The organism is Luteimonas sp. YGD11-2 (assembly GCF_004118975.1).
Taxonomy (GTDB): Bacteria; Pseudomonadota; Gammaproteobacteria; order Xanthomonadales; family Xanthomonadaceae; genus Luteimonas; species Luteimonas muca.
Map to the genome: position 1 here is coordinate 2,949,898 of NZ_CP035376.1, position 23,741 is coordinate 2,973,638.

Below are 23,741 nucleotides of genomic sequence, written 5' to 3' on the forward strand. Positions count from 1 at the left end.
TGCCAGCCTCAGAAGTGCTTGGCCAAGGACAGGCTGACGAAGCGCCCTATCGCCGAGTAGTTCGTCGAGTCGTACGGGACGTGGAGGCTGCCCGTGGGCACATGCAGGGGTGGTTGGCGGTTGAACAGGTTCTGGGCCGACAGCGAGATCTCGGCACCCGCGAGCAGGCCGGCAGGGGCGGCGCTTGCATAACGCAGCGTGGCATCCAACGTGGTGAACGAACCGGTCTTCCGCCCGTCGGCCGTGTTGGTGACGCCACTCGTATAGTTGCCGAACAGTGACAGCGAAAGCGTGTCCCGGCTCCACACCCCACCCAGGCGACCGCTCACCCGGGCCGGGTTGAACAGCGTGCCGGCCACGTCGAAGGATGGCTCCAGCGGGCTCGTCTTCTGCGTACTGTCCAGCCACGAGACCGAGCCGCGAAGGGATAGCCTGCCGTCACCCAGTTCCATGGCGTAGGAACCGGACAGATCGAACCCTTCGATCTGCTGTTCGGCCACGTTGGTGTAGCCGTACCGCACGATGGCCGCCACGGCGGCCGGATCGTAGGGTGCGCCCGTGCCGTTGAAGAAGTTCTGCGCGTTGGCGATGACCTCCGCCAACTGGGCTTCCGTGGGCGCGTAATCCACGAAGGGCGCGTAATTGGGATCCGCCAAGGCCCTCGCCGCGTTGGTGATTGGCTGCACAACGCGGTCCACATAGGCGATGCGGAACCAGGTCAGCTCGGCCTGCAGTCCCGGCACCGATTCCGGGTGGAACACCGCCGACACCGTACGCGTGCGTGCGCGCTCGGCCTCCAGGTCGGGGTTGCCGCCGCCCTGGATCAGCACCGTCGCCGACGGCGCATAGCCGACGCCGCCCACGTACGCCGCCGGTACAAGCTGCGCCATCCGGCCGGCGTGCAGCTGGTACAGCGTGGGCGCCTTGTACGACTCGCCCCACGTACCCTTCAGGGTGAAGTCCGCGCTCGGGCCGTAGATCAGGCCCAGCTTCGGAGTATTCACGCTGCCGAAGCTGTCGTAATCCTCGTAGCGCGCGGCGGCCGTCAGCTCCAGGCGACGCAGGCCCCTCATGGCATTGCCCTGCCCCACCAGCGGCACGCTGGCTTCGGCGTACGCGTAGCGGCTGGCCTCGTCCGCGTCGATGGTGGTGACGCTGGCCAAATGGTTCACGTGCCGGAACGCATTGCGGCGGTAGCCGACCCCGGTGGCCAACCTCATGTCGCCCGCCGGAAGTGCCAGCAACGGCCCTTCGGCGCCCACCTCATAGGACGAGTGCTCGTTGCAGAGGCACTCGTGGATGCGGGGCGTGGTGACTCCCGTGGCAACCGAAACGCCGAGGTTGAGGTTGTCCAGTTCGTCCTCGCCACGGCTGGCGCCGATCGACAATGTCCAATCGCCCGGCAGGAAGAACTCGATGCCTGGCGCCAGCAGCATGGCCGTCGTTTCGGGCGTGAGCCGGTTGTAGGTGGCGGCAGAGGTCTCGTAGTAGTGGCTGTAGGCCTGCCTGCGACGCGTGGCCAACGCATCCAGGCGCAACTCGGCCCACTGGCCGAGGGCATGGTGGAGGCTGAGCAGCCCGCTTTGCAGGTCGTTTCCGGGGTAGATGGTGGTCGGTGCGGGAAGGTGTGCGGTGTAGGGCCGCTGGTGGGCCTCGATGGGATCCGCAGAGACATCCTTGTATGTGGCGATCAGGCCGCCTCCCGACCACTCCGCGCCCGCAGTGACCGAGTAGTCGCGCGTGGCAAGGCCGCCATCGGCGGTACCGCCATAGCGGGCCCGTAGCGCCACACCGTCGAAGTAACGCCGCAGAACCACATTGCCCACGCCACCCACTGCATCCGAGCCATAGATGGCCGAGGCGCCGTCGGGCACGATGTCGATCCGTTCCACCGCCTCCACGGGGATGGCCCCGATGTCCACGGCCTGCACGTAGCCGCCGTAGGACATGCGTCGCCCGTTGAGCAGGGTGAGCGAGGCATCCGGCCCAAGCCCGCGCAGGTTGAGGCTGGACCCACCCGTGAGGTTCTGGTTTGCCAAGCCGCCCGCACCGAGAGTTGCGCCAGCCGCCACGCCCGGGTTCTGCCCGCCGGAGAAGTTCTGCGGGACGCTACGGATCACCTCGCCCACATCGGCGAAACCTTCGGCCTGGATGCGGGCCGCATCGATCTCGACGACCGATGAGGCCACGGCCCCGCCCCGGATGCGCGTGCCGGTGACCTGGATGGTGTCGAGCTGGATTGCGGCTTCTTGAGCCGCTCGCCGTGCGCTCGTGGCTTTCTCCTCTTCGGCCTGGTCCTCCGCCGTCTGGGCCGAGGCAGCACCCGCCATCAGCAGGAGTGCGACCGTGCTTGCGAGCACCGATCGCCGGCCGATCCGCACGCGTACCCGATCGCGTGGTGCCAGGCCGCCGCGAACTCCCGGAATTTCGCCCTTCCCCGGGCGACCCGCGCCCTGCCCTGCAACAACAGCCCTGTCGTTCAACATGCGATGTCTCCGGTTTAGAAGTGCTCGCCCCGGGGGCTTGGCCGCCCTGAGCCGGCCGAGCAGGAGCCCGGGCAAGGCAGACGTCTCGCCCGCCACACCGATGCGAGAGTAATACACAGTAGACTTATAGTCTGTAGATTGCAATACAGTAGAGGTGCAGGCTGGCCACATGACGCCAGAACCTGCCGATCCCACTGTTCCTGTCGTTCGCTGTCACATCGCGCAGAACGTCCGCCGGCTGCGGAAAGCCAAGGGCTTGAGCCAGGAAAAGCTCGGCGAGCTGGCCGAGTGCCACCGCACCTATGTGTCTCAGCTTGAGCGGTGCGTCACCAACATCTCTGTCGACCGCCTTGAGAAGTTCGCCCAGATCCTTGACGTGGAGTTCGTCGTGCTCATCTCAGAGCCCGAGGCGGATCCGAGAGGGGCGGACTCGTCTAAGTAGACGCCACCGAGCAGAGCGACCCTCAGGAAGCCGTCTTCCTGCACATGTAGATACATATGCAGTAGACGAATAGTCTGTAGAACGCGATGCAGTAGATGTTCACGCTGCGCGCATGCCTCCCAAGCCTGCTGCGCCCGCTCCCGAAAGTGCACGAGACCGAGTCGCGGCCAATGTCCGCCGCCTGCGCAGAGCGAACGGCCTGAGCCAGGAAGGGCTCGCCGAAGTGGCGCAGTTCCACCGGACATACGTCTCGCAGCTGGAGCGATGCGTCACGAACATCTCTATCGACGGGCTTGAGCGGCTGGCTCAAGCCTTGAACGTCGACATCACCGAACTCTTGCGGCCCTCTGCCTGAGAAGCGGCGGCGCTGCACGGTGCGCATCAGCACTACGCGCGGGCCGTCCGACGGGGCTCGGAGTTTTCCTACCAAGCGAAGCGGAGTGAACTGATACGAAGCGGCTACGGCATCTCGCATCCTCAATCCTGCCAGCACCGCACGGACTCGGCACACGGAGAACCGGCGATCCACGGTCCTACCTGCCCCACAGGTCGACACGTCCTCGCCGCCGGAACCGCAGTCCTCCACCGTGCGGGCGCCACAAGGAGGGTGGCGCCGCTGGCGCCCCACTGCGCTGTCGGCCAATCTCGCCAGGGACCATCCCTTTCGGGGCGTTGGTCCAGAGCAAACTTTACGCCCAAGACAATCAATTGGGCTCGATGGGAGTTACTTGCTCCAGTTGAAACTCAACCAACGGTTCCGCGCGCCGAGCGCGCGCAATCTTGTGCATTGTTACGGGCGTTGCCCCAAGCACGCGGTCTACCATTGCGGCAAGAAAGCGACTTGGCATCAGCTCTTCCGGTGTCTCATCCAGCCGAATTCGCACCTTGGGCAGGCACTCAATGGTGTGCTCTAAGTCTTCATCGACCGACAGCACCTGCTCGCCATCAGGCTCCGCACCGGGCTCGTGCGTGACATCCGGTGCGCCCTCGTCACCGTTATCTACCAGCGAAACACCGTCCGAATACTCCATCAGAACCAACGCTGTCGCATGGTAGGCGTCGTCTTCTTGCCCTAGCTTAGCTAACAGATCGAACAGCCACTCAGCGGTGGCCGGCTCCTTCTCTAGGATGTCCGATCGCAGTCCGAAGACGAAACCGAGAGCAGCAAGTGGATGGCGCAACCGCAGATTCTTCGCGTCCCCGTAGGATTCTTCGACTCGATTCGGCGCATTCTTCCCATATGAGGAATCCATGCGCTTCGTGGAGATGAGCAGCTCAGGGCCTGTTGCCCAATCACTGATGATGACATCGACCTGTTTCAGGTAGTTCTTTCCAAGGATAGTCGCACTTGAAGAGGTGACCCCCGAAATCGCCCCTTGACGTTCGATTCGAGCCCGCAGCAAGTCAGCCTCGCGCCTTGGCAGTTCGCTGAGGAGCCTGGCTACCGGGCCAGGCAGGATCCGCGGGTGCTTGGACCGAGGCCATGTTTCATCCACACCAAACCCAGCGCGACGGAGCTCGTAGCTAATCCAGACGTCCAAGGCCAGCGCCGGCACACCGGACTGTGTATTCGCCTTTAGATGAAGCGGCACGCCAAGCAATAGGCAAAGCGTGTCGTAATCAGGCTCATAGCGACGACAGCCTTCACTATCCTTGACCCAAGGGTTCGACCGCAGCTCGCCTATCTCCACGCGCTCAATGATGCGATCGAAAATTGCCCACGCTTTGGCTTTCGTTGACGGCTCAGCGGCCACTGCGAGACCTCACTTCCCGGCGACCAGCAAGCAGCTCCCTTGCAGCACGCAGTGTTTCCACTTGCCTAATCGGGAGCACCGAGCTATCAATTAGCAGAGCACGATCAACGTGTTTTACCGCACCGAGCAGGTCACCCTCCTTTAACAACTTGGTTACCACGTGCTTGACCCTGCGCAATGCGGATGCGCGGGCCCGTACCAAGGTGCTCGAGGGCATGGCCCAGAGGTCCGCTTCTTTCGGTTCCAATTTCAGGATTCCGCCGCCATAGGCACGGCCCACCACTTCCGCATGCATCAACGTTACGGAATTCAGGCTCGCTAGTGGGAGCAGCTCTCGACCAATCTCCTGCTCAGCGGCCTTTAGATAGACCCCGTGAACAGAGTTCAGGTGGTAAGACTTGGCATCATTGGAAACCAACCGCGGCGTATCGGCGTTCATGCAGGTTAAAAGGAGATCTGCGGGTGGTAGAAGCGGAACTTGGTACCAGTTCTTACGCACCCGACATTTGTAGGCCGTGTCCACACCAGTATGGCGCCCAGCCTCGATGTAGGCCAAGGCTGCTTTGGACGGCTTTGAACGAGGGTAGAAGAGCCGGGTGGAGTATCCGTCCCTGCCAAGCTTCGCCAATAGATCAGACGAAAGCGCCACTCCTCGCAAATGAGCGCTTCCGGGCGGCGATAGCGGTAGTAGCTCATCAGGTGGCAAGCCCAGCGTTCTGGCGCGGTGCGGTGAGATCGCGAAGTACTTGTTGTTGCCGGTGACGATCCCTAAGGTTGTGTCGCCCCAGCCCTCCAAGGGCACGAACTGGCCGCTGCTGAAAAGAGCATTAAGTAAATCGAGTGCATCGGGATCCACCAGACTATCGGTCCACTTACCCGCTGGATTTGTCGGGGTCCAGGCCTGCCCTCGCGTAATGGTCGCGAGAGTACTTGCATTTTTCGTCTGGCTGACTACAGCTCGCCCCGTGGGTGGTTCCCCGAACCCTTCGGCCAAGAGCAACACAACGTCTGCTTCGGCCTCGGGAAATACCTGCTCGGCAAACAGCACCAGTTGCACCTGCCGGAAGCGTTCGAAGAGAAATTGGCGGACGGGCGCCGCGTAGTTCACTGACAGCAGTTCAGCTGGTAATACGAGGCCAAGCCGCCCTCCTGGCTTAAGGAAAAGAGCAGAGTGCACGACGAAGGCCGCCCAGCTAGAAGCTAATCCGGAAAGCGCTACCCCGCCCCTCAGTGCGGCCTCCCGCGATTTCGTGCGTGCGTCGCCTGAAAAGTTCTGATAGCGGATATACGGCGGATTGCCGATTACCGCGTCATAGACTGGCTCGGGAGCGACATCGAAGAAATCGCATTGACGAATGTTCGCTTTGCCACCCGCCGCGTCAATGTGGCGCCGTGCGGCTTGCGCGCTAAGTGCGTGGATCTCGACTCCGTCGACTTCCGGCTGCGCGCCCTTCTTCCGGCCCAGCTTCGTGAGACGAGCGACCGCGGCGGTCAAGAATGCAGCGTCTCCTACAGACGGCTCCATCACCCGATCCGTACCGGCCTTGATAGCCCAATTCGCTACGAATTCTGTAATGGCCGACGGCGTGAAGAACGCACCCCGCGCTTTACGGAGTTCGGGTGTATCCACGTCCGACGTTAGAACAGCTGAGGCCATACTGTATCCAAGGGATTGCGCACAACAGACCGCCACGAGGGAACGCCGGGGGGTCCCCTCTGGAAGAACGCATCGCTCATAGAAGTGCCGCGATCGTCTAGGCGGATCATCGTAGCCGGCTAGCCTACTCCCATCCACCACCCCCGACTCTCGAGCTTGGCACCACTACCGCTACGCGTCGCCTGTGGTCGGAAGCCGTTTCAGATGACCCGAGATGGCTCACCCGGAGAGCCTGCCTGGAGAGCGACAGCGTCACATAGTCTGCGATCATCCCTCCAAGCTGTCGCGCGAGTTGAGATGCTAGCGAGCGGACGACCTGTTCTGGAGTGATGACGGCACCGGCCTCGCGGCGTTGCGTTGCGTGGCCTTTGATCCTTATCCGGCAGGACACAACAGTGAAGGAACTCGACGTGACCCAGATGCCATCGCCGCCGGTGGGTGCGGCTGCTCATCCCCCTCGTGCTGTTCGCACTACTGTTCTACACCGTATGCGGTTGTTCGGTCTGCCCAGCTGGCGCAGCCATCATTGCCGAGGGCTCCTTGAGCATTGGGCCCCAAGGAGGGTCGATGACGCTGCGGTGGACTGACGATCGGGCATCTCTTCGGCATCCACCGTCATCTTGGCGGCGCTCGACGCTTCATAACCAGTAGGCGCATCAGCCTCCGCCCCGCGGCGATTCAAGCGCCTACTCCCACAAAGGTGAACAAAGCTCAGACCGAGCGGGGCACTTGCGTTGGCGTCTCTAAGGCATATCATCGCGGCCATGAAGCGTTTTTTCGCCCAGTTCGTCACCTCGGCTAAGAACTCCGACACGTTCTATCGCGTGACAAAAGATGGGGCGCTCATGTTGGACCGGGACGCATTGCTTCGCTCTGGCAAGATGGACAGACAGCTACAGGCTGCACGTGAACTTAAGAGCCAAGCTGTTCGTAAAAGCCGGGGCGTAGAAGTGTCGCACGAGGATCTGAGGCGGATACGCCTTAGATGACTAGCGTGGTTCTGCTTGCTGTGCTACTTGCAGCAGGCTGGTACTTTTATCGCCAATGGCGATACACGCGATTTGAAGCCCTCCATCATCCGGGCCATCCCCAGTACTTTGGCGCTGCACTCTGCGCGGTCTACTTGTTTGCGCTTAGCGCGGCCATACATGAGTTGGCTTCAAAAAACGGGCTCTACAGCGCGACCTTAGAAGGCGTCATAGCGCTTCTGCCCCTTGAACCAAGCGAGCGCCAAAGCGACGCCCAGCTACAATTGCATTTCGCGATTACGCTTCTCTCGCTATTGTTCGCAGCTTTCCTCCCGTTGCTATTTAACGGTCCTTTGGTCAGGACGCCCTCGCTTGCGCAAATCATTGCCACCCGACACGGTGCAATAGATCCGCTTGAGAGCCTCGCCATCAAGTGCGAAGAGGAGGGAACGCTATGTGCGTTAACCCTCGACAATGGAAAATTTTACGCCGGCCTGCTCGAAGCATTCACCTCCCCCCAAATCGGAAAAGAGTGGATTGCGATTACACCTATAGCATCTGGATTTAGGGATGACCACAAAGCGCTGCAGCTTACTACCTTCTACGACATCGCACTTCCTGACGATACAACAGCCGAAATCTTTCGCGTCGTGATCTCTACCAAACAGATCGTCACCGCCCAATCTTTTGATTTAGCGCTCTATCAGGAATTCAAGCGGCCCAAAATCGACTTCGAGGGGGTTGCCCACGCCCGGGACTTCGTAAGCCCTCAAGTTAATGAGCGGCGAAGCGACAACCATTCGACACTCAATACAGCGCGCTACTTGCTCTATCTTTGCCTCCCGGCCCTAACGTTGGCCGCCCCCTTCGCTGCAATTAAGTCAAGTATCGCCGGTTATGCCTTCATCCTAGCTGCTGGTGCTTCTGCGAAGATTGCCGAGGCGCTTCCACTTCGGCGCATGAGCTGGCGCTGGAACACGAGACGGTATTATTCGCAGCCGTAGCGTTTCGGGAAGCGTGTAGCATCTCTCCGCGCGCTCTCGGCATTGAAGCTGTGCTGGACGAGTTCGTCGCCAGGGTCGACCGCTACGACAGGCGTGCACCACGCATGACCTACAGACGCTGCAGCAGCTGCAGAAGCTTTCGCACATGAAAGCTCGGAGCCCGCGACCGCCCAAGCGCGCAAGCAACTTCCGGTATACAGCCGGAGGGTGTTCCTAGTGAGGTGGAGCAGTGGCTATAAAAAGGGTTTCTGCCGCAAGGGCCGCATCACCGGAAGCCGGCCGGGGCCGAAACGCCTACGCGATGGAAGTGGTGCTACGCAAGCAGCAGCCAGCCCGGCGCATGTCTGCATGATCCATTCTCACCGCCGCAGCCGATCATTGCTCGTCGCGAAGTAGCTTGTCTGCGGGCTGTGATCGAAGCCAATGCATTAAGGAAATTACATCCAACTTTGCAGATGACAGCGCTGTCGCCGCGCTCGCGCGCCATAGAAGATCAGCACCTCCCGCCGGCAGCGTTCTGCGCAGATCTCTTATCGCTATCAACGCAGTATCCGCCCAAGCCCTAAACGCGCCTAACTCCCAATAACTCACACGACTTAATGATGGCAGAGCACCCGGAGCCGCTCGCGATGAAGGTGAAACAAGCACCGGAATGATCTCAGCCTCATTAGGCACGTTTAGAAAGGCACGCGCCCATTCGACGTGCGAGGCAGCTTGCCGTGCTTTTGTCGCATCAATGACTGTCGAAGCGCCCTTAGCATTAGCATGATCCTCGAAAATTATTACCGCATCGTCGACACGCCACCACGGGTCCGGGGAAGCGTCTGATTCCTCTTTACCAACTTCAAACCCGATGTGGCGACCCAGCAGCTTTTGGCCCTCTTCGAATGTTTTTCCATCCGACAGCAGATCCCGCACCCTTGCCTCAAACGAGTTGAAATCTCGATTCTGTACAGTGCCAAGTCTGAGCAAGTGTGCTTCCAGATTCTCCACTTGAGCCATGACCGCGGATTGCTCTCTATCCGACGCACTCGGCACCTGGCCTTCTTCTGTCGCTAGAGCAACGAGCCATGGAATACCCTTCGCGGCTTCCTTAGCGAGCCTAAACTGATCAATTGCATCACCACTGAAGCTCTTGCCTCCATTGAGCGCTGCAGTTTTCGCGGAGCTTCCAGCTAAGTAGTGCCAAAGAGCACGATATCCTCGCAGCAACGGGTCGACCAACGCAGCCAAAATTTCTCTCGAAGATTCGTAGGCCGCGATATAATCTCCTTGCCAAATAGCCTCTTGCCATTCGATTTCGTGCTTTACTATGCGCTCGAGTTGCTGCATCGCCGGACGCACCTCCTGAATAGAGCCGGCTCTGAGCTCGATTATCCCCTCGTTTGCAGCCTCCCACTCGGAGTCGTGCCTTAGAAAAATAGCGAAGTTGTCAACAATCGCCTCTTTGTCAATTCCGGTTGATTGCTCCACCCCGAACTCGATCTCTGCCTGTAGTTCAGGATGAAAGAACTTCCTGCGCTTCTTATCAGCCAAATAGGCTGACAAATCATCACCGAGCACTACCACGGCGGAGTAGTCATTCAACCCCCGAGTGCATCGGCCCACCGCTTGGAACACTCGAGTCTGGATCCTTTCATCCAGAAGCAGTCCGGCGCCCATTCGGTTCACGAAAAATCTTTCTTGAAGATTGGTTGCTCTTGGCAGCCCTTCAATAAACAGCAACCGACAATCATCATTGGGGAAGTCTATACCGTCGTATCGATTTGCAATTACGGCGATCGAGTTCTCCTGTGTAGTAAATGCAGACCTCGATCGCTCTAAATCTGCCGCGGTGTAAACTGAAAATCCGATACCTTGCGCTATCTCCTCAGTCACTTCTCGTGCGGCGCGCTTCGACGGCACGAGGACTGCCGCTCGTCTGGCCTGCCGCATCATCTGTAGCTTCAGCGCCCTCAACTCATTCGCATCTAGCGACATACCCGGAAAGACAAAGAATCGTCTGCCGATTCCTTGGCGATCCCACCCAGCAGGAATCGGTAATCTATGTATCGACCGTCGACCGGTTAAGCGCTCAAGGTCACCTCCAGCGCCGAGGGTTGCAGACATATATATCCGCTGCGCCGCAGAGGCAAATGCAGAGTGAGTCCAGGTGGGCGGGATTAAAGGACGTACAAGTATCTCTCGGACCCCCACATATAGCTGACAACCCACCAGATGGTCGGAAATCATCTGCCATGGATAGCGTTGTTTGGACTCCCCAATATTGGCAGTTACTACAGCATGAAGCTCTTCTGCGATATCGGAGAGCCTTGCCGTTGAGAGCTTATCTACCCATAAGCCATCATCTTCTGCATGCAGGTCGCCGATTAGTCGGCGGTAACTGGTACTCGACAGAGCGCTTTTGAGAACTGCTGACACAGCGTCGAAAAGCCCGACGTCAACTTCATCATCTGAATGGCGACTTATCCTTAGGGTCCAGTTTGTGGCGATGTAGTTTTCAGCCGCATGTGCATCATCTAACAATATAATATCTGGCGCAGCGAAGAACGGACGAGTGTTGAAAATGCTGCTGTAAGTCGTAACTGCGACACGCTCAGCGGAATTGTAGCTAGCCTTAGCTTCCGCTGAATATTTATTTGCAGGCCCGGTGAAGCCTTGGACAGATATGCCGTACTTATTTGTAGCCTCGTCTACAACCTGGTTAACCAATTGAACTGTCGGACATAAATAAACGACCTTTTCTTGGAACTTCCTCCTTCGCCATTCCGCCAGCAACAGTCCTACTAGAGTTTTTCCACTTCCAGTTGGCAGTTGCAGCGCGACGTCGGGTTTCGCGAGCCCTTCGGCCACATACGTTCTGAGGGTCTGTCCTTGGTGGTCGTACAGGCTAGGGTGCTTGCGCCGCGGCAGATCCCTAAACAGGAGGTCCGGACTGTCAGGCGCAACGGTGCGTGGTGTCGGCTGCTTGAATGCCATCGTGAACCCTCCAAGAAACTCAGGTCATTGAGTACGCGTAATAAGACAGGGACCCAAAGAAAAGGCGGCCAATGGCCGCCTAATTCTCCGCCGATCAAACGTTGACCGGATTCGGCCTGTCCACATCGAGCTTGTAAAGCTTGATCGCCCGCGCCACGTCCTTCGCGGTCATCTTGCCGTCCTTGGCCAACGCATCGATCGCCGCATGGGCGATGTGGAAACGGTCGACCTCGAAGTGGCGGCGCAGGTTGGCGCGGGTGTCGGAGCGGCCGAAGCCGTCGGTGCCGAGCACGGTGTAGGTCATCGGCACGAAGGCACGGATCTGGTCGGCCACGGCGCGCACGTAGTCGGTGGCGGCGATGGCCGGGCCCTGGCGGCCTTCCAGCAGCTGGGTGACATACGGCTTGCGCTGCTCGCCTTCCGGGTGGAAGCGGTTGTGGCGTTCCGCATCGAAGCCATCACGACGCAGCTCGTTGAAGCTCGGGCAGGACCAGATGTCGGCGGTCACGCCGAAGTCCTTGTCCAGCAGCGTGGCGGCCTCGATGGCCTCGCGCAGGATGGTGCCGGCGCCCAGCAGCTGCACGCGCAGCTCGTTCTTCTTCGGCTTGCCGGCGTCTTTCAGCAGGTACATGCCCTTGATGATCCCTTCGGCCGCGCCTTCCGGCATGTCCGGGTGGCCGTAGTTCTCGTTCATCAGGGTCAGGTAGTAGTACTCGTCCACCTGCTCTTCGAGCATGCGCTTCATGCCGTGCTGCAGGATGACCGCGACCTCGTAGCCGAAGGTCGGGTCGTAGCTGCGGCAGTTGGGGATGGCCCCGGCCAGCAGCAGGGCGTGGCCGTCCTGGTGCTGCAGGCCTTCACCGTTGAGCGTGGTGCGGCCGGCGGTGCCACCCAGCAGGAAGCCGCGCGCGCGCATGTCGGCCGCCTGCCAGGCGGCATCGCCGATGCGCTGGAAGCCGAACATCGAGTAGTAGATGTAGAACGGCAGCAGCTGCAGGTCGTTGGTGCTGTAGCTGGTGGCCGCGGCCATCCAGCTGGCGAACGCACCGGCCTCGGTGATGCCTTCCTCCAGCACCTGGCCCGCGGCGTCCTCGCGGTAGTACATCAGCTGGTCGCGGTCGACCGGCTTGTACATCTGGCCCTGCGGCGAATAGATGCCGAGCTGGCGGAACAGGCCTTCCATGCCGAAGGTGCGCGCCTCGTCGGCGACGATCGGCACCACGCGCGGGGCCACTTCCTTGTCGCGCAGGATGATGCCCAGCGCCTGCACGAAGGCCATGGTGGTGGAGATCGAACGCTCGCCGGTGGACTTGAGCAGGCGGTCGAACACCTCCAGCTTCGGCGCGGTGAGCGCCTGCGTCGCCTTGCGACGGCGCTGCGGGATGTAGCCGCCGAGCGCCTTGCGGCGCTCGCGCATGTACTGCACTTCCTCCGAGTCCTCGCCCGGGTGGAAGAACGGCACCGCGCCATCCTTGAGCATGTCGTCGGTGACCGGGATCTTGAAGCGGTCACGGAACGCGCGCACGGCGTCGTCGTCGAGCTTCTTGGTCTGGTGCGTGGGATTCAGCGCCTCGCCGGCGGTGCCCATGCCATAGCCCTTGACGGTCTTGGCCAGGATCACCGTGGGCAGCCCCCGGGTGTCCTTCGCGTTCTGGTATGCGGCGTAGACCTTGTGCGGATCATGGCCGCCGCGGTTGAGGCGCCAGATGTCCTCGTCGCTCAGGTTGGCGACGAGATTGGCCGTTTCCTTGTACTTGCCGAAGAAGTTCTCGCGCGTGTACGCGCCGCCGAAGGCCTTGCAGTTCTGGTACTCGCCGTCGACGGTTTCCATCATCAGGCGCTTGAGCATGCCGTCGCGGTCCTTGGCGAGCAGCGGATCCCAGTAGCTGCCCCAGATCAGCTTCACCACGTTCCAGCCGGCGCCGCGGAAGTTGCCTTCCAGCTCCTGGATGATCTTGCCGTTGCCACGCACCGGCCCGTCGAGGCGCTGCAGGTTGCAGTTGATGACGAACACCAGGTTGTCGAGGCCTTCGCGGCCGGCGATCGAGATCGCACCCAGGCTCTCCGGCTCGTCGGTCTCGCCGTCGCCGAGGAAGCACCACACCTTGCGGTCGGATTTCGGCATCAGCCCGCGCGCTTCGAGGTACTTCCAGTTGCGCGCCTGGTAGATCGCGGCGATCGGGCCCAGCCCCATCGACACCGTGGGCAGCTGCCAGTAGTCGGGCATCAGCCACGGATGCGGGTAGGAGCTCACGCCGCGGCCGTCGACCTCCATGCGGAAGTTGTCGAGCTGCGATTCGTTGATGCGGCCTTCCAGGAAGGAACGCGCGTAGATGCCCGGCGAGCTGTGGCCCTGCACGCCGATGAGATCGCCCGGGTGGTCGCCTTCCGGGCCGCGCCAGAAGTGGTTGAAGCCGACGTCATACAGCGTGGCGGCACTGGCGAAGCTGGCGATGTGGCCGCCGAGGTCGCCGGGGCGGCGGTTGGAGCGCACCACCATCGCCATCGCGTTCCAGCGGATGATCGAGCGGATCCGCCATTCAAGGTCGGAATCGCCCGGCATCTTCGGCTCGAGGTGCGCCGGGATGGTGTTGATGTATTCGGTGGTTGGCGCGAACGGCATGTGCGCGCCGGCGCGGCGGGTCAGCTCGACCATGTTCTCGAGCAGGTGGTGGGCACGCTCCGGGCCGTCGGCATCGATCACCGCCTTGATCGACTCCACCCACTCGCGGGTCTCGGTGGGGTCGGTGTCGTTTTCCAACAGCTCGTTCAACCAGTTCATCGCTAGCTCCGCTCGCGGCCGCGCGGCCGCTGGGTCATCGGGGAAGAGACCCCGGATTCTAACAGGGGCATGCCGCTTCCACCGGCCGGCTGGAATCGGTTACCACCGCGGCAGGTGGCCGGTTTTTCCATGCGCGGCAGTACGTTATCGTCTGGTCCCGCGCTTACGAAACCGGCCTGTGCGAGGGCTTCTTCACACGAATTTAACGGGTCATGGCGATGATCCCGCGGTTGCCCGGCTGCCACGGAATGCGCCCGCTGCGCGACCACTCCTTGGGGGGAGGACCACCGGTACCGACGCCCATCCTTCGCGGTCAGTACCGAGTCCATGTTCGTCTCATCCAACGCATCCACCTGGTCGAAGCTGCAGCTGCCGGGCCTCGTGCTCGCGATCGCAGCCATCGTCATCGCGCCATTCCTCCTGACCCAGACGGCCGCGGTGTCCAGCCGGGATGCACAGCGCCTGGTCGCCCACAGCCTGCAGGTGGAGGCGCGCCTGAGTTCGCTGGCGGCCGACGTGCGCAACCTGGAATCCAGCGCACTGGGCGCGGCCTTCGGCGTGGAGGCGGAACTTCTCAACGAACGCATGGATCTGAGCCGCCCGCGGATCGGGCCGCAGCTCGACGAGCTCGATGAGCTGACCCGTGACAACCCGGTCCAGCAGCGCCTGCTGGGCCAGTTCCGCTCGATGCTCGACCTGCGCATGGACGAAGTGGCGCGGATGACCGACTCCGAGCGACGGCCGACCACCGAAGAAGTGGCCACGCTGCTGACCCGGTACCCGATCCACCACCTGGTCCAGGACATCAACAACGAGGAACACCGCCTGCTGGAGGCGCGCCAGGCGCTGGCCGCCACCGCGATGCGCCGCGCCGACCTGCTGGGCTGGTTCGCACTGGCCGCGCAGCTGGTGCTGCTGGGCACGCTGGCGTGGTTCGCGCTGCGCCAGGGCCAGCAGCGCCTGCAGGCCGAACGCGATGCGGTGCTGGCCAGCGGCCGCGCCACCATCGTGCTCGATACCGTGCGCGAGCCGATCGCGCTGATCGATGCCGGGACCCGGGTGCTGATGTACAACGCCGCGTTCGCGGAACTCTATGGCGTCGACGTGGACGACGCGCGCGGCCAACAGCTGGTCGATTTCGGCGGCGGCGCCTGGAACGACCCGCAGGTGCTGCGCCGGCTTACCGACGTGCTCACCCGCGGCCGCGAACTGTGGGACTTCGAGGTCACCCAGCGCACCGCCGACGACGTCGAACGCATCATGTTGCTGTCCGCACGGCGCATGGTGCTGCCCGATTCCGAGGACATGGCGGTGCTGCTGACCGCCAGCGACATCAGCGCGCAGAAGATCCACGAGCGGCAGATCCGCGAGCTCAACCGCCAGCTGGAAGGCAAGGTCGAGCAGGTGTCGGACGTCAACCGCGAGCTGGAAGCGTTCAGCTACTCGGTCTCCCACGACCTGCGCGCGCCGTTGCGCCACATCGCCGGCTTCGCCGACAAGCTCGGCCGCCACATCGGCGACCAGGCCGATGAGAAGAGCACCCACTACCTCGAGGTGATCTCGGGGTCGGCACGCCGCATGTCGGCGCTGATCGACGACCTGCTGGTGTACTCGCGCCTGGGCCGCAGCGCGCTGCGCCAGCAGATGGTGGACGTGCAGTCGATGGTCACCGACACCCGCGCGATGCTCGACTCCAACGCGCACGCCGAGAACCCGGAGCACCGGATCATCTGGGACGTCGGCCACCTGCCGGTGGTCATCGCCGACGAGAACATGTTCCGCCAGGTGTGGCTGAACGTGCTCGGCAACGCGGTCAAGTACAGTGCGAATTCGGAGCCGGCGCGGATCACCGTCAGCTACGAACAGACCGATGACGGCAGCCACCTGTTCCATGTCAGCGATAATGGCGCCGGCTTCGACATGCAGTACGCAAACAAGCTGTTCGGCGTGTTCCAGCGCCTGCATGCACCAAGCGAGTTCAGCGGCACCGGCATCGGCCTGGCCAGCGTGCGACGCGTGCTGTCGCGCCATGGCGGCCGCATCTGGGCTGAATCGGAGCCCGGCAAGGGCGCCTCGTTCCACTTCACACTCCCCGCGACCGGCGATATCGCCAACCAGCCCGAGAAGACGCAATGACCGAGATCCGCACGATCCTCCTCGCCGAGGACAGCCCGCACGATGCCGAGATGGCGATCGATGCGCTGCGCGAGGCCCATCTGGTGAACCCCATCGTCCATGTCGAGGACGGCGTGGAGGCGCTGGACTACCTGTTGCGCCGCGGCCGGTTCGCCGACCGCACCGACCCCGACCCGGCCGTGCTGCTGCTCGACATCAAGATGCCGCGCATGGACGGACTTGAAGTGCTCAAGCGCCTGCGCGAGGAGGAATCGCTCAAGCGCCTGCCGGTGGTGATCCTGTCGTCGTCGCGCGAGGAAAGCGATCTGGCGCGCAGCTGGGACCTCGGCGTGAACGCCTACGTGGTGAAGCCGGTGGACGTCGACCAGTTCTTCGAGGCCGTGCGCACGCTGGGCAAGTTCTGGGCGGTCTTCAACGAAGCCCCGGAACGGGACTGACGCAATGACGGCCGGCGCGGGCGGTCCCTGGCGCATCCTGCTCGTCGACGATTCACGCGACGACGCAGAGCTGACCGAGATCGCCCTGCGCGACGCCGGCCTTGCGTTCCACAGCCGCCGCGCGGACACCGCCGACACGGTGCGCGCGGCACTGGCAGAGTTCGACCCGCACCTGGTGATCTCCGACCTCAACCTGCCGGGGTTCTCCGGCGGGGAAGCACTGGAGCTGGTGCGCGCGCACGACCCGGCGCTGCCGTTCGTGTTCCTCACCGGCTCGCTGTTCGTCGTCGACGAGCCACCGGCCGACGTCCACGGCCTGCTGCTGAAGGACGACCTCGCGCCGTTGCCTGCGCTGATACGCCGGCTGCTCGGCGGCTGATCGCAGCTGCGGGTGCGTCCGCGGCGCTTCCGCGGCCATGGCCGCTCCGACACACACACAGGACCGCGTCGCGGTAGGTGCGCGCCTGCGCGCGATCGCGTTCCTGCCGGTCGACCGGACGCCCCGAACGCCCCGAACGCCCCGAACGCCCCGAACGCCCCGAACGCGCGCGTATCATCGGCGCTCCGTCACCGCCTGAACGCCCGCGCGCATGCCCACCGCACAGCTGTCGGTCTACTTCTTCCTGCAGGCAGCGGTGATCCTCGCCACCTGCCGCCTGGTCGGTGCACTGGGACGGCGGTTCGGCCAGCCGCAGGTGGTCGGCGAGATGATCGCCGGCGTGACCCTCGGCCCATCGCTGCTGGGCTGGCTGATGCCACAGGCGCAGGCCGCGCTGTTTCCGCCGGAAACCCTGGGCACGCTGTACGTGTTCGCACAGTTCGGCGTCGGCTTCTACATGTTCCTGGTCGGCACCGAGTTCAGCACCGAACACTTCCGCCACCGCTTCCGCGGCGCGCTGATGGTGTCGATGGCCGGCATCGTCGCGCCGTTCGCGCTGGCCCTGCTGCTGACCCCGTGGCTGCTCGGCGTGCCCGGGCTGTTCGCCGCCGACATCGCCTACCGCGAGGCGGCGCTGTTTCTGGGTGCGGCGATCGCGATCACCGCGTTCCCGATGCTGGCGCGGATCATCCACGAGCGTGGTATGGCCGGCACCCCGCTGGGCACGCTTGCACTGACCGCGGGTGCAGTGGACGACGCCGCGGCCTGGTGCTTCCTTGCGATCGTGCTGGCGAGCTTCGGCGGCAGCTGGGACAGCGCCTGGTGGGCGATCGGCGGCGGCGCGGCCTATGCGGTCTTCATGCTGACCGTGGGCCGTCGCGGGCTGCGGCTGCTGGCCGAACGCGTGCAGCCGGACCAGCCGCTGTCGGCGACGATGCTGGCGATCGTGCTGGTGCTGTTCTGCCTGAGCGCCTGGGCGATGGATGCGATCGGCATCCATGCGGTGTTCGGCGGCTTCCTGCTCGGCGCCTGCATGCCGCGCGGCGCGCTCACCGCGCGTCTGCGGGAAATGCTGCAGCCGTTCGTGGTGGTGTTCTTCCTGCCGATGTTCTTCACCTATTCCGGGCTCAACACCCGGCTCGGGATGATGCTCGACCCGGACATCCTGCTGGCGGCGATCGCGATCCTGCTGGCGTCGTTCGCCGGCAAGGGGCTGGCCTGCTGGGCCGCGGCCCGCGTTGCCGGCGAGAGCCCGCGCGATGCGCAGGCGATCGGCGCGCTGATGAACGCACGCGGGCTGATGGAACTCATCCTGATCAACATCGGCCTGCAGGCCGGAGTGATCCAGCCGGGCCTGTTCTCGATCCTGGTGCTGATGGCGATCACCAGCACGCTGATGGCCACGCCGCTGTTCAACTGGATCATGCGCCGGCACGCGGCACCGGCCGCGGCGCTGGCGCCGGACGCGCGGTAGGAACGTCAGAACAATCCGCTCCTGATCGTCGTTCCCGCAAACGGCGAGATGACGACGGTTGTGCAGGGCTTCCGAGCGGAGGCGCCCCCGGGTCCGCGCCGCAGCCCGGAAGGGCCGGAGGCCGCATCCGGGGGCCGCGGAGTCCTCGGTCAGCCCTGTTCCTGCCCGCGCTGTGCCTTGCGGATCTGTGCATCGACCGCGGCGATCGCGGTCATGTTGATCACCCGGCGCGGCGTCGCCGTGGAGGTCATCACGTGCACCGGCGCAGACAGCCCCATCAGGATCGGTCCCAGCGCGGCGCCGTCGGTCATCACCCGGATCATGTTGTAGGTGATGTTGGCAGCGTCGAGGTTGGGCAGCACGAACAGGTTCGGCCGGCCCGACAGCGTGGTGTTGGGGAAGATGCGCTTGCGCAGCATTTCGTCCCAGGCGGCATCGCCCATCATCTCGCCGTCGACTTCGAGCCTCGGCGCGCGGCGCGCGAGGATTTCCCGCACCTCGCGCATCTTGCGTGCGCTGGCGTTGTCGTGGCTGCCGAAGCTTGAATGCGACAGCAGCGCCACCTTGGGCTCGATGCCGAACAGCTTCAGCCGGTAGGAAGCCTGCAGCGTGCTCTCGGCCAGCTGCTCGGCGGTGGGATCGAGCTGCACGTGGGTATCGAGGAAGAACCAGATGCCGCGCTCGTTCACCACGCCGGTCATCGCCGAGGTGCTCTGCACGCCGGGCTCCAGCGGGAACACGCTGCGGATATAGCCCAGCTTCTTGTGGAAGCGGCCGACGATGCCGCACAGCATCGCGTCGGCTTCGCCACGCCGCACCATCAGCGCCGCGATCAGCGACGGCCGCGAGCGCAGCAGGCTCTTGGCGGAGTCGGGGGTCACGCCGCGGCGCTCGACGATCGCGTGGTACTGCTGCCAGTACTCGTTGAAGCGCGGGTCGTCGTTGATGTTGGTGATCTCGAAATCGCGTCCGGCCTGCATGCGCAGGCCCAGCCGGCCGATGCGGTTGTCGATCACTTCCGGGCGGCCGATCAGGATCGGGAAGGCGAGGCGGTCGTCGATCACCGTCTGCACCGCGCGCAGCACCTGTTCCTCCTCGCCCTCGGCGTAGACCACGCGCTGCAGGTCGGCGCGCGCGCGATCGTAGATCGGCTTCATCGCAAGGCCGGTGCGGTAGAGGAACTGCTTGAGCTTCTCGCGGTACACGTCCATGTCGTGGATCGGCCGCAGCGCGATGCCGGAATCCATCGCCGCCTGCGCCACCGCCGGCGCCAGGTGGGTCAGCAGGCGCTGGTCGAACGGACGCGGGATGATGTACTCCGGGCCGAAGCTCGGGATCTCCTCGCCGTAGGCACTGCCCAGGTCACTGGCCTCTTCCTTGGCGAGCTGCGCGATTGCGCGCACGCAGGCGAGCTTCATCGCCTCGTTGATGCCGGTGGCGCCGACATCGAGCGCGCCACGGAAGATGTACGGGAAGCAGACCGCGTTGTTGACCTGGTTCGGGTAGTCCGAGCGGCCGGTGGCGATGATCGCGTCCGGGCGCGCGTGCTTGGCGGCCTCGGGCATGATCTCCGGATACGGGTTGGCCAGCGCGAGGATCACCGGGTTGGGTGCCATCGTGGCGACCATGTCGGTGGTCAGGATGCCGCCGGCCGACAGCCCCAGGAACAGGTCGGCACCGGCGACGATCTCGCCCAGGCTGCGCATGTCCGTGTCGCGCGCATAGCGCGCCTTGGCCTCGTCGAGGTCGGTGCGGCCGCTGTGGATCACGCCTTCGCGGTCGAAGGCGATGATGTTCTCCGGCCGCGCGCCCAGCGCCACCAGCATGTCCAGGCAGGCGATGCCGGCGGCACCGGCACCGGTGGTGGCGATGCGGATGTCGGCGATGTTCTTGCCGGCGATCTCCAGCGCATTGACCACCGCCGCGCCGACGATGATCGCGGTGCCGTGCTGGTCGTCGTGGAACACCGGGATCTTCAGCCGCTCGCGCAGCTTGCGCTCCACGATGAAGCACTCGGGTGCCTTGATGTCCTCGAGGTTGATGCCGCCGAAGGTCGGCTCGAGGCTGGCGATGATGTCGACCAGCCTGTCGGGGTCGCGCTCGTCGACCTCGATGTCGAAGACGTCGATGCCGGCGAACTTCTGGAACAGCACGCCCTTGCCTTCCATCACCGGCTTGCCGGCCAGCGGGCCGATGTCGCCCAGGCCCAGCACCGCGGTGCCGTTCGAGATCACCGCCACCAGGTTGCCGCGCGCGGTGTAGTCGCTGGCGGTGGTGGGGTCAGCGACGATGGCCTCGCAGGCATAGGCCACGCCCGGCGAATACGCCAGCGCCAGGTCGCGCTGGGTGAGCATGGACTTGGTGGCGCTGACCTTGATCTTCCCCGCCGGTGCCTGGCGGTGGTAGTCGAGGGCGGCCTGCTTGAAATCGTCGTTGGACATCGGGAGCGGTCTGCCGGAAGTACGCGAGGGGGCTCCTGATTCTAACCCCCGGGCCCGGACCGGGCCTGCGGCGGCCTACCCGGCCGGCGGGTCGAGCGGCCCCCTGCCGGTCGGCCCGTCGATGGCGCCGAGGCGGATGCGGTTGGCGAACAGCGAAAACGCCAGCATTCCCGCCAGCCCGTTGGCGCGCGCCACCCAGGGCGGCAGCCAGCGTGGCGGCGCGAGGGTGCCGTCGTCGAACAGCGGCTCGAAGCGGATCACGTCCTCCAGCGTCATCTTGCCGGCGAACAGCAGCCGGCACAGGCGCAGGCGCCCGGCCCCGAGTGCGCGGCGGAAGAAGGTGTGCACGTCGATCAGCCCGCGCAGGTACACGGTGTCCTTGGTGAAGGCATGACCACCCTCCACCGGCACGCCGCGGAACACCCGCTGCGCGGAGGCGAAGCTTTCGGCGGCGGTCTGCCCGGCATCGAGGAAGTAGCGGTAGACCTCGATGAAGTCGGCGCCATCCATCGCCAGCGCGACCGCCTCGATGCGCAGGCCGATGCGCTTCAGGCGTTCGATGTCGATGTTGCCGGTGATCTGCTCGGCCAGCGTGGCCAGGCCTTCCTGCACCGTGGTGATGCGTGGAGAGGACATCGCCAGGCTGCCCAGCACCGGCTGCTCGCGGCCATTGAGGGCGGTGAGCGAGTGCACCAGCGCCTCGTGCTGCAGCAGCTGGTGGCGGTCGTAGTCGGTGTAGGCGGCACTGCTGCGCAGGCGGATGCGGTACGCGCCGGCCGCGGCCTTGGCGATCAGCTCCGGGTCGAGTTCCACCTGCACCACGCGCCCGGCGAAGAACTGGTCCAGCTCACCCTGCAGCCACAGCTGCAGCGCGGTGGCGGAAATCTCCACCTGCTCGTGCGGGGCGATCAGTTCGGTATCGAATTCGTCGGCGATGCCGATGAAGTGGCGGGCGGCGTCGCGCGCGGTGAGCTCGCTGCCGGGCAGTCTCTCTGCCGGGCCGCCGTACAGCGCCAGCGAATGCGTGCACACCGCCGGCGTGCCCAGCGCTTCCACCAGCTCCGCGGCGATCGACCACTGCCGCGCGGAATCGACCAGGTAGATGCCCAGCGGATGCGACGGATCGGCCTCGCCGGCAACCGCATCCAGTTCGCGCCGGGCATCGCTGAAGTCCTGCGGTGGATACGCCACGCGCGGCAGGGCGAGGCGCCCGGCCATCGCCTCGTCGATGAAGCGCCGCTGCACGCTGGCCGGCCAGCTCGCCAGCGCCAGCACGCGGATGCCGCGCGCCGCGGCGATCATGCGCCGGTCGAGCGCGGCGTGGTGGGCGACGGCATCGTGCATCGGTGGATCCACTGGCGACAGGCGGCCCACGCTAGCCGATCGCTGCGTGCCCGGCCATGCCAGCGCCCGTGGCCCGGATTGCGCAGAGCGCCCGGGTCCGTTCCCCTCCATCTGACTTCCGGGATGCGGCCTGCAGCCTACCCGCGCGGCATGCGCGCAGGCGGCGCTGGCTGCGCCGCGGATGCACACATTAACCTTAGGGGCATGGGACGGATCCTCCACTTGCTGGTCGCGGCGAGCCTGCTGCTTGCCGGCTGCGCCAGTGTTCCCTGGGCCCGCGACGACGCCACCCCGGAGCCGGCCCAGGTGACCGACGGCTCGGCGGAACGCGCCGCACTCAACGCCCGCGTATACGACGCCGTGGTGCGCCATGTCGTTCGCCGGTTCCATCGGCGCGAGGCCATCAGCGACTTCCGCGCGCATGCCGCAGCACAGCGCGACGCGGTCGTGGCGCAACCGGACGAGGCCGGCCTGTACGCCGGCCTCAGCACACTGCTGGAGAGGCTCGACGACGACCACAGCTACGTCACCAGCCCGGGCTCACGCGTGCGCCACGACGCCCTTCGTGCGGGCACCGCAGTCGCCGACACCGGACTGCGCACGCAGCTGGTCGGCGAGACCTACTTCGTATCGACCGTGCGCCCGGATTCGCCCGCGGCCGGGGCGGGCGTGCTGCCCGGATGGCGGCTGGTGGATATCGATGGCGTGCCGACCGCGCTGGCCGCACCACCGGCCGACGGCGTCCGCCGCACGCTGCGGCTGCTCGACGAACATGACCGCGAGCACCTGCTGGCGCTGACGCCGCGGATGATGCCGCCGCTGCCCCGGCACGAACTCCGGCGCCTGGACGGCGGGATCGCCCACCTCCGGTTCGAGGCCTTCGATCGCGAGACGCACCGTTGGCTGCTGGAGCAGATGGACGCGCTGGAGGAAGCGCGGCCGCGCGGCATCGTGCTCGACCTGCGCGGCAATGGCGGCGGCCACGGCGGCATGGCCACCGTCACCCACGCCTTCTTCCATCCCGGGACGCAGCCCCTCCTCACGCTGCAGCGCCGCTTCTTCCGCCAGACCTACGTGGCCGGACCGATGCCGCACCATCGCGGCGAGCCGATGGTGGTGCTGGTCGGGCCGACCACCGCGAGCATGGCCGAGATACTCGCCGCCCGCCTGCAGGAAACCGGCCGCGCCCTGGTGGTCGGCCAGCGCACCCGTGGCGCGGTGGTCGCAACGCGCGGCATCGACCTGCCCGATGGCGGCCTGTTGCACCTCGGCATGTTCGGCCTGACCACCGCCGGCGGTCAGGCGCTCGAGAAACGTGGCGTGTTGCCGGACGTCGAGGTCGACCTGGACTGGCAGGCGGTGCGCGAGGGCGGCGATCCGGTGCTGGACGCCGCACTGGAGAAACTGGCGACCCTGATGCCGTAGGCGCGCGTCTGGCCCGTGGGCACATCCAGGACT

At 64.4% G+C, this 23,741-nt stretch carries 16 protein-coding genes; 9 read left to right on the plus strand and 7 right to left on the minus strand.

What is annotated here, in order from left to right; genetic code table 11:
• Positions 1 to 8 precede the first annotated feature (8 nt).
• On the minus strand, positions 9 to 2,486 hold the full coding sequence (locus ERL55_RS13635; RefSeq protein WP_241685782.1) for a TonB-dependent receptor: 2,478 nt from the start codon (positions 2,484 to 2,486) through the stop codon (positions 9 to 11).
• 169 nt (positions 2,487 to 2,655) lie between these two features.
• Here ERL55_RS13635 and ERL55_RS13640 point away from each other — a divergent pair, with 169 nt between their 5' ends.
• Both ERL55_RS13640 and ERL55_RS13645 read left to right on the plus strand, forming a co-directional pair.
• Positions 2,656 to 2,928: a helix-turn-helix transcriptional regulator gene (locus ERL55_RS13640; RefSeq protein ID WP_129136904.1), complete on the plus strand. Its 273-nt coding sequence runs from the start codon at positions 2,656 to 2,658 to the stop codon at positions 2,926 to 2,928.
• Positions 2,929 to 3,040: 112 nt separating this feature from the next.
• Positions 3,041 to 3,283 carry a helix-turn-helix transcriptional regulator gene (locus ERL55_RS13645; protein ID WP_129136905.1) on the plus strand — a complete coding sequence of 81 codons (243 nt, stop codon included), beginning with the start codon at positions 3,041 to 3,043 and terminating at the stop codon, positions 3,281 to 3,283.
• 349 nt (positions 3,284 to 3,632) lie between these two features.
• Here ERL55_RS13645 and ERL55_RS13650 read toward each other — a convergent pair whose 3' ends face one another.
• Together ERL55_RS13650 and ERL55_RS13655 are read right to left on the minus strand one after the other, a co-directional pair.
• Positions 3,633 to 4,682 (minus strand): hypothetical protein, encoded by a 1,050-nt coding sequence (locus ERL55_RS13650; RefSeq protein WP_129136906.1) that lies wholly within the window; start codon positions 4,680 to 4,682, stop codon positions 3,633 to 3,635.
• A complete protein-coding gene (locus ERL55_RS13655; protein ID WP_206733326.1) occupies positions 4,672 to 6,312 on the minus strand; it encodes an N-6 DNA methylase in 1,641 nt (546 codons plus the stop codon). The genes ERL55_RS13650 and ERL55_RS13655 overlap by 11 nt, the downstream gene beginning before the upstream one ends.
• A 791-nt stretch (positions 6,313 to 7,103) precedes the next feature.
• On the opposite strand from ERL55_RS13655, the gene ERL55_RS15085 reads away from it, so the two are divergent.
• Together ERL55_RS15085 and ERL55_RS13665 are read left to right on the plus strand one after the other, a co-directional pair.
• Entirely contained in the window at positions 7,104 to 7,328 is a 225-nt protein-coding gene (locus ERL55_RS15085; protein WP_129136908.1) for a hypothetical protein, read from the plus strand.
• Complete coding sequence (locus tag ERL55_RS13665) at positions 7,325 to 8,311, plus strand: hypothetical protein (RefSeq protein ID WP_129136909.1); 987 nt, start codon at positions 7,325 to 7,327, stop codon at positions 8,309 to 8,311. The genes ERL55_RS15085 and ERL55_RS13665 overlap by 4 nt, the downstream gene beginning before the upstream one ends.
• Positions 8,312 to 8,686: 375 nt before the next feature.
• On the opposite strand, the gene ERL55_RS13670 is transcribed toward ERL55_RS13665, so the two are convergent.
• Entirely contained in the window at positions 8,687 to 11,290 is a 2,604-nt protein-coding gene (locus ERL55_RS13670; protein ID WP_129136910.1) for a DEAD/DEAH box helicase, read from the minus strand.
• Positions 11,291 to 11,384: 94 nt separating this feature from the next.
• Entirely contained in the window at positions 11,385 to 14,072 is a 2,688-nt protein-coding gene (gene aceE / locus ERL55_RS13675; RefSeq protein WP_129136911.1) for a pyruvate dehydrogenase (acetyl-transferring), homodimeric type, read from the minus strand.
• 327 nt (positions 14,073 to 14,399) lie between these two features.
• Here aceE and ERL55_RS13680 point away from each other — a divergent pair, with 327 nt between their 5' ends.
• The 4 genes from ERL55_RS13680 to ERL55_RS13695 all read left to right on the plus strand — a co-directional run bounded on the left by ERL55_RS13680 (position 14,400) and on the right by ERL55_RS13695 (position 18,498).
• Positions 14,400 to 16,208, plus strand: a complete 1,809-nt coding sequence (locus tag ERL55_RS13680) for an ATP-binding protein (protein ID WP_129136912.1) — start codon at positions 14,400 to 14,402, stop codon at positions 16,206 to 16,208.
• Positions 16,205 to 16,645, plus strand: a complete 441-nt coding sequence (locus tag ERL55_RS13685) for a response regulator (RefSeq protein WP_129136913.1) — start codon at positions 16,205 to 16,207, stop codon at positions 16,643 to 16,645. Before ERL55_RS13680 ends, ERL55_RS13685 begins: the two co-directional genes overlap by 4 nt.
• Positions 16,646 to 16,649: 4 nt before the next feature.
• Positions 16,650 to 17,024 carry a response regulator gene (locus tag ERL55_RS13690; RefSeq protein WP_129136914.1) on the plus strand — a complete coding sequence of 125 codons (375 nt, stop codon included), beginning with the start codon at positions 16,650 to 16,652 and terminating at the stop codon, positions 17,022 to 17,024.
• Between the two features lie 211 nt (positions 17,025 to 17,235).
• The gene (locus tag ERL55_RS13695; RefSeq protein WP_129136915.1) at positions 17,236 to 18,498 is read left to right on the plus strand and encodes a cation:proton antiporter; all 1,263 of its coding nucleotides are present in this window, start codon (positions 17,236 to 17,238) and stop codon (positions 18,496 to 18,498) included.
• 149 nt (positions 18,499 to 18,647) lie between these two features.
• Here the strand turns inward: ERL55_RS13695 and ERL55_RS13700 are convergent, their stop codons facing one another.
• Together ERL55_RS13700 and ERL55_RS13705 are read right to left on the minus strand one after the other, a co-directional pair.
• The gene (locus ERL55_RS13700; RefSeq protein ID WP_129136916.1) at positions 18,648 to 20,939 is read right to left on the minus strand and encodes an NADP-dependent malic enzyme; all 2,292 of its coding nucleotides are present in this window, start codon (positions 20,937 to 20,939) and stop codon (positions 18,648 to 18,650) included.
• A gap of 75 nt (positions 20,940 to 21,014) precedes the next feature.
• The gene (locus tag ERL55_RS13705; RefSeq protein WP_129136917.1) at positions 21,015 to 22,283 is read right to left on the minus strand and encodes a flavohemoglobin expression-modulating QEGLA motif protein; all 1,269 of its coding nucleotides are present in this window, start codon (positions 22,281 to 22,283) and stop codon (positions 21,015 to 21,017) included.
• Between the two features lie 204 nt (positions 22,284 to 22,487).
• Here ERL55_RS13705 and ERL55_RS13710 point away from each other — a divergent pair, with 204 nt between their 5' ends.
• The gene (locus ERL55_RS13710) at positions 22,488 to 23,708 is read left to right on the plus strand and encodes a S41 family peptidase (protein ID WP_164972212.1); all 1,221 of its coding nucleotides are present in this window, start codon (positions 22,488 to 22,490) and stop codon (positions 23,706 to 23,708) included.
• The last annotated feature ends 33 nt before the right edge of the window (positions 23,709 to 23,741 follow it).